This window comes from Enterobacter sp. R4-368, from assembly GCF_000410515.1.
Taxonomy (GTDB): domain Bacteria; phylum Pseudomonadota; class Gammaproteobacteria; order Enterobacterales; family Enterobacteriaceae; genus Kosakonia.
Genome location: NC_021500.1, coordinates 4,213,879 through 4,226,786 on the forward strand (window position 1 = coordinate 4,213,879; position 12,908 = coordinate 4,226,786).

A 12,908-nucleotide genomic window follows, 5' to 3' on the forward strand; every position below is an offset into this window, starting at 1 on the left:
GTTCTGCCGCACGGCCACTTCGGAGATCAACTCATGAAGTATGTTGATGGTTTTGTGGTTGCCGTGCCGGCCGATCAAAAAGAGGCCTACCGCCAGTTGGCAGCAAAATCTGTCGCGTTGTTTAAAGCGTATGGCGCCACGCGGATTGTCGAATGCTGGGCGGACGATGTTCCCGACGGTAATTTCACCGACTTTCGCATGGCCGTGAAAGCTGAAGACAACGAAGAGGTCGTCTTCAGCTGGATTGAATATCCATCAAAAGAGATACGCGACGCCGCGAATCAGAAAATCATGGCTGACCCGCGAATGCGCGAGTTGGGCAACGAGATGCCCTTTGACGGCAAGCGTTTGATTTACGGGGGCTTCGTTCCCATTCTTGACGAATAAGTGGCCGCTCAGGAAACTTTGGTAAACAGCGCCTTGCACTCCAGCACGTCGCCATCTGTACGGAATACGCCCCCACCGACATAATGCAGGGTTTGCGGCCACTCCGGCTGGGGGTTAACCCGTGCGGCAACCACTTCAAAAATAAAGAAGTTGTAGTTATCCACCATCGCGTCATCGTAGAGCCGGCACTCGAACTGCCCGAAACACTCTTTTATCGACGGCGCGCTGACCTTGTCGCTCTTTTCTGCCGTCAGGCCAAATTTCGCGAACTTGTCGACGTCATCGCCGGTGCAGTTACCGATGCGTGAAACGGTATCAATCATGCTGGCTTCCGGCAGATTAATCACACATTCACCGCTCTGGCGAATGCGCGCAAAACTGGCGTTTCCCGCTGAAATCATGCAGCCCACCAGCGACGGCGTAAACTCCAGAATCGTGTGCCAGCCCAGGGTCATAATATTGTTTTGCCCTTGCCAGTGGCTGCTGAGCAGCACCACCGGGCCGGGTTCCAGCCAGTGCCGGACATCATGCAGCGGCCAGGATTGCTTTTTCATCATGCTTCCTCCGCGTGTTAAACCACTTTTAACAGTAGCAAAACTAGGCGGCGCGCAGGTTGTTTTCCGCCCACTGAATAAACGCGTCAGGCGGCAGCGCTTTGCTGTAGAGCCAGCCCTGACCGTACTCCACGCCATACTTCTTTAGCCACTGAAGCTGGCCTTCGGTTTCAATGCCTTCCGCCACCATCGCCAGCCTGAGCGCTTTCGCCATATCGATGATGTGCGGCGTTACGGCTTTGTACTCCAGCGCATCGACAAACGATTTGTCGATTTTGATGATGTCGACATCCAGATTTTGCAGATAGCTCAGGCTGCAATAGCCGGTGCCAAAGTCATCAATGTAAATTGCGTGTCCGGCGGCGCGCAGCGCACTGATTGCCGGGCCGCTCACCGCCGGATCGGCGAAACCGCGTTCGGTGAGTTCAAGGGCGATTTGTGTTGGCGAGAGCTGCCACTGGGCGATGAGACGCGCCAGCAGATCCGGCAGTGTGGGATCAAGCAGATCCGCCGGCTCAAGGTTAATCGAAATATGTTGCTCCGGGTGTTGGTGCAGCCAGGATCCGAGGGTGGAAAATACGGTTTCGACCACCAGTTTGGTCAGCTGCGGCATCAGACCGCTGTGCACCGCCAGCGGAATAAAAATATCTGGTGCAAGGTAACTGCCATCTTTCTGCCGCCAGCGTGCCAGCGCCTCCGCGCCGACTATCTTGCCGTTATCGAGCTCAACAATCGGTTGAAAAAAAACGGTAATTTCGCGTCCGTGAATGGCGTCCTGCAACTGCGCGCGCGGTGAATGCAAACGGCGCAGCAGCCTTAACATGACAAAAGCGAGCAGCAGGCTTACCAGCAAACCGAGTGGCAACCAAATCATCAGTAACCGATGCCAGTTTTTTTCCAGCGGCGCAATCGCCATCCAGGTAACAATTGCCAGCCCCATGTCCGCATCGCGCTCGATCCGGTAGACCTCGCCATTGGTAATGATGCGCGTTGGACCCTGCTGGTTTATTTGTGCCAGCCTGGCCGCAGTCAGCCGGGGGCTTCCGGCAATGCGCTGGTGCGTTTTGGTATTGATAAGCGCGATATAAACGGGGGCGGTGCCATGCGACAAAATATCAATAAACGACGTCGGATCGACCATCACCACATAGTGCGCACTGCCGATCGCGACCATATATTTCGCCAGACCCAGATCGTTGTGGCGAGTCAGCCAGGCGCGAAAGCCATCGGTGGTGATCTTCCCGGGCTCGGGAAAAGGCGGAATATGGCTGTCGGCTTGTAGTGATGAGCAGATCGGTTGCAGCCCGTTCATATAAAGAACTTCGCGCACATAGCGCCATGAATAAGAAATACGCCGCATCGTCAACAAATGTTCTGGCGTACAGGGCGCGCCATCGTAGGCATCCAGCTCACGAAGCGCGGCTTTACTCTGGTTGATGACGCGTTGGGTACGCATTTCTGCCAGCGTAGAGTACGCGTCCAGATCATTCATAAAGTTTTCTTCAGCCTGGCGGTGACTCATCCAGATACTCAGGCTCACCGGCAGGAAAATGGCGAGCACCAGAGCAACTGTCGCAAGACTCATCAGTCGTCGGTTGGTCATGATCAAAAATCCTTCTTTGATACTGATAAACGAGGAGTATCTTTTAGCCGCTGATGTTATAACACGCGGCAGCGATTGTTTTCTTTCAGGAAAGAAAGGATGAAGAAAAAAGAGTTTGTGACCCAGGATTTGCTAAGCAAAATTTATCAAATCAGCGCGCCTGGCCCGCGCAAACTCCCGCCTGAACGCCAACTGGCTCAGGAGTATGGCGTCTCGCGCTTTACTATCCGACAGGCGCTGGAAAAACTCGCGAGTATTGGTGTGGTGAATATTGTGCAGGGTTCCGGCATCTGGATTAACGAGCAGGCGCGCAGCAATCCGCTGGTTTACAACTCCATCACCGAAAAGCGTTTTGATCAGATTCGTTTTCGCATGATTAGCCTGCATAAAAAGCGTCCGGACCGTGATGAACAGCAAATCTTTGGCCTGAACGAAGAGAGCTTTATCTGGCAGTTTTGCCGCCTGCGGTTTGTCGACGAACAAGCGGTACAGATTGAGATTTCCCGCATGCCGGTGGAAGGGTTTGCCGATCTCAACCAGCAGATCATTGAACGTTCGATCCAGCAGTATGTGCTGGGCAAAGGCTACCGGATCTCACATCTCCTGACCACCTACCGGGCGGTGAGCGTGAGCCGCGAACAGGCGGTGCTGTTGGGCTGTAAAAAGGGCAGCCCGGCAATGCATATTAGTAATCGCAGTATCCTGGAAGGCGGGCAGGTGTATGAGATCAGCGACATTATTGATATCAACTACACCTGTACGTATGTCATTCCGCATAACCGCGAAAACCTCACCTTCCGCCAGGGTGGTGGCTGACGTTACGGCGTGTGGATGGCGCCATCGGCAAGGCGGCTTTGCGTCCACTCATGCGGGCGATAGATGCCAGGGTGCGCCAGCGCTTGCTGCTCGTCGAAACTGACGCCAATGCCCGGTTTTTCCGGCGCATAGACGAAGCCATCTTTGACTTCCGGCGCGCCAGGAAACACCGCGTCTGTGCTGGCGGAGCGGGGGATATACTCCTGGATCGCCGCATTATGCAGGTGAATATTCAAATGCGTATTCACCGCCACACCAATGGGCGTCATATCTCCCGGCCCGTGCCAGGCCAGCCGTACGCCGAATGCCTGGCACAGAATCGCCAGTTTTAATGCCGGTGTGATGCCGCCAATCTGCGAAATGTGGCAGCGGATGAAATCGATGCGGCGATTGACAATCAACTCGTGCCACTCTGCCGGGTTGTTAAACAACTCGCCCATCGCCAGCGGCGCACTGCTGTGCTGGCGCACTTGATCCAGCCATGCGCTTTGCGCTGGCGGCAGAATATCTTCAATAAAATAAGGCTGATACGGCTCAAGCTGCTTTGCTAACTGCACCGCTTGTTGCGGGAATAAGCGCTCGTGAACATCGTGCAGGATCTGCAAACGATAACCATATTTTTCCCGCAACGCTTTAAACATCGCCACGGTGTTGGCAATGTACTCCTGCTGATCAAAATAGGCGCCGGTTGTGGGATTTTCCGGCGTATGCAGTTGCGCGGGCGTACCGCCGTAAAAACCGAGCTGGCAGCGAATGTGGCGATAGCCCTGAGCCGCCAGCTTGTCGACGGCGGTGAATAATTCTTCCAGCGTTTCGCCACTGGCATGGCTGTAGGCGGCGATAGCATCCCGTGATTTCCCGCCGAGCAACTGGTACAGCGGCATGCCCGCCAACTGACCTTTGATATCCCACAGCGCCATATCAACGCCGGAGATGGCGTTGTTCATGATCGGGCCGTTACGCCAGTAGGCGTTAACGTTCATCATTTGCCAGAGATCTTCAATGTTGTTGGCATCACGGCCTATCAGCAAGGGTTTCAGATATTCATCGACCAGCGTTTTCACCGCCAGTGGGCGTTGCTGGAAAGTGGCACAGCCGTGCCCCGAGATGCCTTTATCGGTTGTCACCCGCACTACCACCAGGTTGTGGCGGTCGGGCCGGGTGATAAAACATTCGATATTCTGGATAAGCGTGGGCGTCACGGGAACTCCTTTACAACGTGAGATAAGCGAGTGAGGGCTATTATCTTCGCCCTAATTTTGGCGAAAGGTAAACTGTTTTGTGGAATAAATTTTTTGGTCAGTTATTGCTTCCTTTTTTAATTAAAAACCAAACCAATTTAAGGTTTGTTGCGTTTTTATGGCTTGTTGATTGGTAATTGTGATGCGATTCATATTTTATTGGTTTGTTTTAAAATTTGGCTTTCTCTACCATTTGAGGCAATGAGTAAAACGACAACACATCAGGCAGGAGTTTTTATGGGGACGCAAGAAGCCATCGGCAATATTATTCGCCTGGTGGGCGGACGGGATAATATCAACAACGTCTGGCACTGCATGACACGCTTACGTTTTGATCTGATCGACGATGACAAAGTGGATCAGAACGAAATTAAAAAACTGCCGGGCGTGCTGGGCGCACAACTGCAAAGTGACCAGTTCCAGATTGTGATTGGTCCAAAAGTGAATAGCTGGTACGAGCAACTACTGGCCATGCTGGGTAAGGCACCAGAACACGCGGCAGGACAGGGGAAAGCGCGCAAAAGCCTGGTGTCGATGTTTATGGATACGGTATCTGGCGTGTTTGGGCCGATTGTGCCCGCCATTGCTGGTGCCGGGATGATTAAAGGTCTGCTGGCCGGGTTGATTGCGCTAAAAGTGGTATCGGCGAAAAGCGATACGGTGATGGTTATCGATCTTATCGCCAGCGGTGTTTTCTATTTCCTGCCGTTTTTCCTTGCGGTTTCGGCGGCAAAAATATTCAAGACCAATGAATATCTCGCAGCGGCGATTGCCGCTTGCCTGATGTATCCGTCGCTGATTGAGGCGGCAAAAGCGCTGGCAACACATCAGGATGGCGCGGTCAGCGCGTTCTGGTTGCTTAATGCGCTGCCGGTGTCGGTGTTTAACTACTCGGCCAGCGTCATCCCGGTTATCTTCTCGATCCTCGCGTTAAGTTACATTCATCGCTGGGTCGATAGCATCATGCCTGATGTGTTGAAAACCGTTTTTACCCCAACATTGACGCTGTTTCTCGGCGCGCTGGCGGCGCTGGTGGTGATTGGCCCGATTGGTATTTACCTGGGCAAAGCGCTGGCGTGGTTTATTGAAGGGCTGTTTGGCGTGTCGGCGAGTTTTGCCGGGCTGATTGTCGGCGCGATTCGCCCGGTGGCGATCCTCACCGGGATGCATCACGCGATGACACCGATTGCCTTACAGAACTTTAGCGAGCGCGGTTACGACATGCTGATGCCGATGATGTTTATGGCAAACATGGCGATTGCCGGGGCGACGTTTGCTATCTGGCGGTTGAGTAAAAACCGCCAGGACAAAACCGTTACGCTGTCGGCGGCTATCTCCGCGCTGCTCGGGATCACGGAACCGGCGCTGTTTGGCGTACTGACGCGTTACAAAAAAGCCTTTATCGCCGCCACCGTCGCAAGCTCGCTGGCCTCTGCGTTCATCGCCTTCTTCGGCGTGCGGCTGTATGGCTATATTTTGTCGAGCATTTTCAGCCTACCGGCCTATATTGGCCCGTACTTTGTCTTTGCGGTTTCAGGTGTGATCATCGCGCTTGTCCTATCGTTTGTGCTGACCACCTTGCTCGTGGGTAAAGAGGCGCAAGAGTAACCTTATCGTCGGTGCGCCAGGCGGCGCACCAGCCTGTCTCCCGCCATTTGTACCCCTTGCACCAGCGCCACCAGAATCACCACTGTGCCGACCATGACCTGATCGTTAAACCGCTGATAGCCGTAACGAATCGCCAAATCGCCAAGACCGCCGCCGCCAATTACGCCAGCCATCGACGAGAAACCAATCAGCATAACAATAGTAAGCGTGATACTCGCCAGCAGGGTAGGTAACGCCTCCGGCAGCAGCGCTTTGGCAATCACATGCCACAGATTACCGCCCATCGAAAGAATGGCTTCAATACGCCCGTAATCCACTTCATCGAGCGCGTTTTCCGTTAACCGTGCGAAGAAAGGAAATGCGCCGATGGTCACCGGCACCACGGCCGCCGTGCTGCCAAGCGTGGTACCAATCAGCGCGCGGGTAAAAGGGATGAGCGCAATCAGCAGCACAATAAAAGGCAGTGAGCGGCCAAAGTTAATCACCGCACCCAGCAAGGCATTCAGTTTTGGCATTGGTGCCAGCCCGTTACCGCGGGAGACAAATAACAGCACGCCGACGGGCAAACCGATCAGTACGGTGAAAAATGCCGCCAGCCCAACCATATAAATCGTCTCCAGTGTGCCGTTAAGCAGCAGCGGCCAGAGATCGTCCCAGCTCATGCGACCACGCATAACGGCCTCCCGTTAAAACCATGGCGGGCTAAAAACGCCTGTTCGGCTTTTGGATCGTGCAGTAGCGCCTGGCGCAGTTTTGACCACGGCGCGACCAGCAAATCGGCGATTTTTCCGCTCTCGATAAGCTCGCCGTTTTCCAGCAGCGCGGCGTGATCGCACAGGGTTTTCACCACTTCCAGCTCGTGGGTGATCAGCACTATGGTGAGCTTCAGTTTCTGGTTGATATCTGCCAGCAGCTCAAGCACAGACGCGGTGGTTTGGGGATCTAACGCGCTGGTGGCTTCATCGCACAGCAGCACGTCTGGCCTTGTCGCCAGCGCGCGGGCGATACCGACGCGCTGTTTTTGCCCACCGGAAAGCTGCGAGGGAAAGGCATCGGCTTTTTCACTCAAGCCGACCAGCCAGAGCAGCTCTTCGACGCGCGCCTGGCGCTGCGCTTTTGCAACACCGGCAATTTCCAGCGGCACGGCAATATTGTCGGCCACTGTGCGCGCATGCAGTAAATTGAAGTGCTGGAAAATCATGCCGGTGCGCAGGCGATGCTCGCGTAATGCCGCTTTGTCTAACTGCGTGATGTCGTTGCCGTTGATAATAATGCGGCCCGCCGTGGGCCGCTCCAGCAAGTTAAGGCAGCGAATTAGCGTGCTTTTGCCTGCGCCACTGCGCCCAAGGATGCCGTAAATCGCCCCCTTCGGTACGCTCAGCGAGACCTCTTTCAGCGCCGGTCGGCCTGTTCCGGCATAGGTTTTGCTCAGCCCTTCAATCTCTATCATGACTGCGGCGCGACCGGGATCACCGAGCCGTTATATTGCTTACGGATAAACTCCGCCACCTGCGGCGAGGTGAGATCTTTCGCCAGTTCTTTGATGCGCGGATCGTTAGCCAACTGCGGGTTGGTAACCAGAATATTGGCATACGGGTTGTGGCTCGCGCTCTCCAGGCCGAGCGCATCTTTCGCCGGGGTTAACCCGGCTTCCAGCGCGTAGTTACCGTTTATTACCGCCAGATCGACATCATCCAGCGAGCGTGGGATCTGCGGCGATTCGATCTCAAGGATCTTCAGATGTTTTGGGTTTTCGGCAATATCTTTCGGCGTTGCCAGCGTAGTTGCCGGGTCGGTGAACTTACTGTTGAGTTTTATTAATCCCTGCGCTTGCAGCAGAAACAGCGCGCGACTCAGGTTGGTGGCGTTGTTCGGTACGGCTACGGTGGCGTTATTGGGCAGCGATTTGAAATCTTTATATTTGTGCGAGTAAATACCCAGAGGTTCGATATGTACCGTCGCGGCAACCGAAAAGGTTTTGCCCAGCGCTTTTTCCTGATCCTTCAGGTAAGGAACATGCTGGAAATAGTTCGCATCGACGTCGCCGTTCGCCAGCAGTTCGTTGGCGTTAGCACCACTGGTTAGCTCGACAACTTGCAGATCCAGTTTTGGGTCGATCTTTTTGATGTAATTAAGGATTTCCGCGTGTGGTACCGGGTCGGCAGCAACGCGCAGAGCGGCAGCCTGGGCGGAAGACCAGGCCAGTGAAAGAGACAGTGCAACCCCTGCCAGAGTGAATGCGGCATGTTTCATGATGTGTGTTCCTGTGTTGTTATTAGACGATCAGTTGTTCTGTGCGTTCGCGCAGCACATCGCGGTAATAGCGTTCCGCCACATCCGGGTGGGAGCGCAGACGCCCTTTCAGGTAGTTCCATCCCACGTCGCGCAGTAGCGGATTTTGTGGGTCGCTCTCTGGCCCGCGCGCTTCCTGTGCCAGCTCAGGTGGCAGTGTGTAAAGCGGGACGACGGCATCCAGTTGCGCGCCGAGGAAGAAGGCGATAGAGAGGCGCTGCTGGCCGGCCGGGGGCGATACCACGCGATGCACGGTGGCGCGCAGATAACCGTTTGTCGCCAGCTCCAGCAACTCGCCAATATTGACCACAAAGCTGCCTGGCAGCGGTAACGCATCGATCCAGCGGCCGGGTTCGATTTCGACCTGCAACCCTTTTTGCTCGTCCTGCAGCAGGAAACTGAGGAAACCCGAATCTTTATGCGCGCCGACGCCCTGTGAGCTCTGCGTGTTTTGCTGGCCGGGATAGCGGATCAGTTTGATGTGTTCGTTGGGCTTGCTGCCATACAACGCATCAAAGGCGTTGGCTGGCAGGTGCAGTGCTTCGGCAAAGGCGCGCAGCAAGGTGATCGCCATGTTGGTCATTGCCTGTTGCCAGTTAAGCAGGGCGGGTTTTAGCGTCGGCTGCGCCGTTGGCCACAAGTTTGGGCCTTGTAACCGTCGCCAGCGCGGGTCATTTTCACTGAGCGGCAAAGCCGGGCGTTCCGCGCCAATATCAAACTGTTCGCGCCAGTCAGGCTGCCCGCGGGTGATTTCTGATGCTGCGCGGTTGTAGCCGCGAAAATGCGGAGAGTGGATCATCGCCACTTGCTGTTTTTGCGCATCAGAAAGCGCGAAAAATTGCCGGGCTTCGTGCTGGACAGCCTGCTGTAGCGCGTCATCGACGCCGTGGTTAATAAGGTAAAAGAAGCCGATATCGCGCGCGGCATGGCGCAGGTCGGCAAGAAAGGTGTCGCGCTCAGCGCGTTGCGTATAGCGGGCGAGATCGAGAATAGGCAGTGTTGTCGCGGTCATTGTGGTCTCCGGGGACGTTAAAAAGATGTCGGTTCTGGCTCAGGGTTCGGCGGCAACAACAGCGCATTTTCTTTTCCTCACATTTTGGGTGTCGTCACAGCTTGCCTTATGACAAACACTTCAACCAATAACGTTCTTTTCTAATTTATGACCGGGCAGGATCAAGTGCTTTTGCAAAAAACGCATAACGCGGAACGCTTGAAATGGGCAAATAAGTTCGATAGACTTTTGTTATGTTATAACAAAACAAAAGAGTGAATAATGAGACCTGATATCCACCCCCATTACCGTACCGTTGTGTTTCACGACACCAGCGCCAATGAGTATTTCAAAGTGGGTTCGACCATTAAAACGGACCGCGAAATTGAACTGGAAGGCGTGACGTATCCGTACGTCACGATTGACGTTTCTTCCGCTTCGCACCCGTATTACACCGGTAAACAGAAAGTGATTGCTAACGAAGGCAGCGCGGCGCGTTTCCAGCAGCGTTATGGCCGCTTTTTTGCCGATAAAAAGGAGTAAATGATGCAGGTGCTGAATTCACTACGTAGCGCGAAGCAACGCCACCCTGACTGCCAAATCGTTAAGCGCAAGGGGCGTTTGTATGTGATTTGCAAATCTAACCCGCGCTTCAAAGCCGTGCAGGGTAAAAAGAAAAGACGCTAAGCGCGAAGCGATGCCAGGGAATAACGCTGCTTGCCGTCAGCCGTGAAATTATCGGCGGCAAGCCAGCGTTGCAGCGCGCTATCCACGGCAGGCCATTCACTATCAATAATTGAAAACCAGTCTGTGTCGCGGTTATGGCCTTTACTCACCAGTGCCTGACGAAAGCGGCCTTCAAACTGAAAACCTAAGCGCAGCGCTGCCTGGCGTGAAGGTTCATTCAGACTGTTGCATTTCCACTCATAGCGGCGATAGCCAAGCGTGTCAAAAACGTAGCGCATCAGTAACCATTGGGCTTCTGTCGATGCCGGGGTACGGCTTAGCAGGGGCGAAAAATGCACGCTGCCCACTTCCACCACGCCGTTTTTTTCATCAATGCGCATCAACGATAAGCTGCCAACCGGCAAACCGGTTGGCTTATCGATAACGGCAAAATGAAGCGGATCGCGAAGGTCGCATACGCTGGTGACCCACGCGCTAAATGCGGCTTCATCCTGCTCGGGTTCGCGCAACAACCATGTCCAGCTACGGTTGTCGCCTGCACGTTGATGCGCCTGAAACAGCGCGGCGGCGTGTCCTGGTTGCAAGGGTTCGAGACGACAATAATCGCCTTTCAGCACTACGCGCTCGGGGAAAGGTCGCGGCTGCCAGCCCGGCAGCGCTGCACCGATCGGCTGTTGATACACGTTGAATGCGTTCATTTGTGGCTCCTTTTGATATGCCGCCAGCGTAACGTGGTACTGGTTCCCTAAAAAGAGCCATACCGCTATAGTCTTATGGGGCCACGATTGAGAGCGTGAAATGAACATTCCGGACGATGAGTTATATGCGCTACTGCGCCAGCCACTGGCGGCGCGCGCGGGAGTGACGCGGCAGCGGACGCTCTATCTGGCGCTGCGTGATGCGATACGTAATGGCAGGTTAAAATCGGGCAGCCTGTTGCCGGGGTCGCGCGTGCTGGCGCAGGCGTTGGTGCTTTCGCGCAATACCGTTAACACGGCGCTTGAGCAACTGGCGGTGGAAGGATATGTATTGCGTGACCGGCAAGGAACGCGTGTCGCTACACTGACAAATGTTGAACGTTCACCGCAGACGCCGCCACCGGTCAGGCTGGCGCGCGGCGTACAACAGCTACCCGGCGGTGTTCAGCGTAATTCACCCGCGCTGGCATTCACTCCCGGTATTCCCGCCGCCAACTATTTTCCGCTGGCTATCTGGCGGCGTCTGATGGAGCGAGTATGGCGCGACGAGGGCAACACGTTGCTGAATTATGGCGCGTCTGCCGGTGAACTGCGTCTGCGCGCGGCGATTGCGCGCCATCTGGCGATTTCCCGCGGTATTCATTGTGACGCCGAACAGATTGTGATCACTGAAGGTGCGCAGGAAGCACTGATGTTGTGTGTGCGTTTGTTGTGCGATGCCGGTGATGAAGCGTGGGTGGAAGAGCCTGGTTATGGCGGTGCAAAAACCGCGTTTTTATCGGCGGGGTTAAATGTCACGGGAATCGGTGTCGATAACGAAGGTATGCGGCTGGATGTGAAGGCAACTACGCCGCGCATTATTTACACCTCGCCGTCGCATCAATATCCCTTAGGCCAGGTGATGAGTGCAACCCGGCGACTGGCGTTGCTGGATTATGCCCGTCGTGCGGGGAGCTGGATTATCGAGGACGATTATGACAGCGAGTTCCGTTATCCGGGCGAGCCTATTCCCGCGATGCTCGGCATGGTGGCTCATCCGCCGGTGGTCTATATCGGGACATTCAGCAAGACGCTGTTTCCATCGCTACGTATTGGCTTTATGGTCATGCCGCCCGCCCTGGCGCAGGTTGCTGCGCCGGTTATTGGTAGTTTATTACGCGGGGGCCACCGGGCAGAGCAACTAACGCTGGCGCGTTTTATTGAAGAGGGACATTACACGCGCCATCTGGCGGCGATGCGGCGTCTTTACCGCAAGCGGCAGGCACATTTGCTGGAGGCGTTACACAGCGAAATGCGGGTTGATCATCATGTATATGGTGGCGGCGGTGGGCTGCATTTAGCGTTGTCGATTCCGGGGATTGACGATCAGGCTCTTGTTCGCGAAGCGCATCAACTCCAGCTTGCGCCGCATGCGTTAAGCCGTTTCTGGCTTGAGCAAAACGCGGCATCAAGTGGGCTGGTATTGGGTTACGGTAATACCTCCGCCGCGCGGTTTCTGGCGGCGGTAAGTGCGCTTAACCGGCTGATTGTGCGCCAGCAGGGCGGGTAAGAGTGAAAACATCGTAAAAAGAGAGTTCGCCTTTACGCTCAACCATTTTCTGTAGCTGCGCTTTGTGTTCCTCATCCACATTCGGCGAGTGAAGAATGGCCTCAATCAAACCATCAGGTACAAAGCGGGTGTTGTACCACTCGCCGTTATAACAGACGCGAAAATCGAGAACATCGATATCGTCGTAGTTGTAGCGCGGGTAAACATCGAAAAAGAAAAAGCCGTTTAGCACGATGAACAGCACAACCAGCAACCATACCGAACCGGAGAGGGTTTCGGACTGCAGCATCACGGCGAGCGTAGCCAGCCAGGCCAGATACATGCCGATAAACAAGCCAGGATGTTTGCGGATAAAACTGATACTGAAGCGCGGCCGGTTATCCCGTTTCTCGCGCTGATTTATCTCTTCAATCGTTTCGGTGAGCAGCCGCTGTATCTCTGTCATCTTACGCCTTTGTTGATACTGTTTTGCAGGTGGACAG

The 12,908-nt window shown here is 54.7% G+C and carries 15 protein-coding genes; 6 read left to right on the top strand and 9 right to left on the bottom strand.

What is annotated here, in order from left to right; all coding sequences use genetic code 11:
- Positions 1-33 precede the first annotated feature (33 nt).
- On the top strand, positions 34-387 hold the full coding sequence (locus tag H650_RS19625; protein WP_020456793.1) for a DUF1428 domain-containing protein: 354 nt from the start codon (positions 34-36) through the stop codon (positions 385-387).
- Positions 388-395: 8 nt separating this feature from the next.
- Here H650_RS19625 and H650_RS19630 read toward each other — a convergent pair whose 3' ends face one another.
- Both H650_RS19630 and pdeB read right to left on the bottom strand, forming a co-directional pair.
- A complete protein-coding gene (locus tag H650_RS19630) occupies positions 396-941 on the bottom strand; it encodes a flavin reductase family protein (RefSeq protein WP_020456794.1) in 546 nt (181 codons plus the stop codon).
- A 43-nt stretch (positions 942-984) separates the two neighbouring features.
- On the bottom strand, positions 985-2,544 hold the full coding sequence (gene pdeB / locus H650_RS19635; RefSeq protein WP_020456795.1) for a cyclic di-3',5'-guanosine monophosphate phosphodiesterase PdeB: 1,560 nt from the start codon (positions 2,542-2,544) through the stop codon (positions 985-987).
- Positions 2,545-2,643: 99 nt separating this feature from the next.
- Between pdeB and H650_RS19640 the strand changes: the two genes are divergently transcribed.
- The gene (locus tag H650_RS19640) at positions 2,644-3,360 is read left to right on the top strand and encodes a GntR family transcriptional regulator (RefSeq protein ID WP_020456796.1); all 717 of its coding nucleotides are present in this window, start codon (positions 2,644-2,646) and stop codon (positions 3,358-3,360) included.
- 2 nt (positions 3,361-3,362) lie between these two features.
- On the opposite strand, the gene H650_RS19645 is transcribed toward H650_RS19640, so the two are convergent.
- Positions 3,363-4,562 carry an enolase C-terminal domain-like protein gene (locus H650_RS19645; protein WP_020456797.1) on the bottom strand — a complete coding sequence of 400 codons (1,200 nt, stop codon included), beginning with the start codon at positions 4,560-4,562 and terminating at the stop codon, positions 3,363-3,365.
- Between the two features lie 276 nt (positions 4,563-4,838).
- Between H650_RS19645 and H650_RS19650 the strand changes: the two genes are divergently transcribed.
- Complete coding sequence (locus H650_RS19650; protein WP_020456798.1) at positions 4,839-6,209, top strand: PTS transporter subunit EIIC; 1,371 nt, start codon at positions 4,839-4,841, stop codon at positions 6,207-6,209.
- Positions 6,210-6,211: 2 nt separating this feature from the next.
- Here the strand turns inward: H650_RS19650 and H650_RS19655 are convergent, their stop codons facing one another.
- Genes H650_RS19655 through H650_RS19670 form a run of 4 tightly spaced genes read right to left on the bottom strand, consistent with a single transcriptional unit; the run spans position 6,212 to position 9,513 of the window.
- The gene (locus H650_RS19655) at positions 6,212-6,871 is read right to left on the bottom strand and encodes a methionine ABC transporter permease (protein ID WP_165501864.1); all 660 of its coding nucleotides are present in this window, start codon (positions 6,869-6,871) and stop codon (positions 6,212-6,214) included.
- Positions 6,868-7,659, bottom strand: a complete 792-nt coding sequence (locus tag H650_RS19660) for a methionine ABC transporter ATP-binding protein (RefSeq protein WP_020456800.1) — start codon at positions 7,657-7,659, stop codon at positions 6,868-6,870. Before H650_RS19660 ends, H650_RS19655 begins: the two co-directional genes overlap by 4 nt.
- On the bottom strand, positions 7,656-8,462 hold the full coding sequence (locus H650_RS19665; protein ID WP_020456801.1) for a MetQ/NlpA family ABC transporter substrate-binding protein: 807 nt from the start codon (positions 8,460-8,462) through the stop codon (positions 7,656-7,658). Before H650_RS19665 ends, H650_RS19660 begins: the two co-directional genes overlap by 4 nt.
- A 22-nt stretch (positions 8,463-8,484) precedes the next feature.
- A complete protein-coding gene (locus tag H650_RS19670; protein WP_020456802.1) occupies positions 8,485-9,513 on the bottom strand; it encodes an isopenicillin N synthase family dioxygenase in 1,029 nt (342 codons plus the stop codon).
- 261 nt (positions 9,514-9,774) lie between these two features.
- Between H650_RS19670 and H650_RS19675 the strand changes: the two genes are divergently transcribed.
- Complete coding sequence (locus H650_RS19675; protein ID WP_017459984.1) at positions 9,775-10,035, top strand: type B 50S ribosomal protein L31; 261 nt, start codon at positions 9,775-9,777, stop codon at positions 10,033-10,035.
- Positions 10,036-10,038: 3 nt separating this feature from the next.
- Positions 10,039-10,179, top strand: a complete 141-nt coding sequence (ykgO, locus tag H650_RS19680; protein ID WP_025263710.1) for a type B 50S ribosomal protein L36 — start codon at positions 10,039-10,041, stop codon at positions 10,177-10,179.
- Here ykgO and H650_RS19685 read toward each other — a convergent pair.
- Positions 10,176-10,877: a GNAT family N-acetyltransferase gene (locus H650_RS19685; protein ID WP_020456803.1), complete on the bottom strand. Its 702-nt coding sequence runs from the start codon at positions 10,875-10,877 to the stop codon at positions 10,176-10,178. The two genes, ykgO and H650_RS19685, sit on opposite strands and share 4 nt — an antisense overlap.
- 100 nt (positions 10,878-10,977) lie before the next feature.
- On the opposite strand from H650_RS19685, the gene pdxR reads away from it, so the two are divergent.
- A complete protein-coding gene (pdxR, locus tag H650_RS19690) occupies positions 10,978-12,426 on the top strand; it encodes a MocR-like pyridoxine biosynthesis transcription factor PdxR (protein WP_020456804.1) in 1,449 nt (482 codons plus the stop codon).
- Here pdxR and H650_RS19695 read toward each other — a convergent pair.
- Complete coding sequence (locus H650_RS19695) at positions 12,392-12,871, bottom strand: YlaC family protein (RefSeq protein WP_020456805.1); 480 nt, start codon at positions 12,869-12,871, stop codon at positions 12,392-12,394. The genes pdxR and H650_RS19695 overlap by 35 nt on opposite strands.
- Positions 12,872-12,908: the final 37 nt, after the last annotated feature.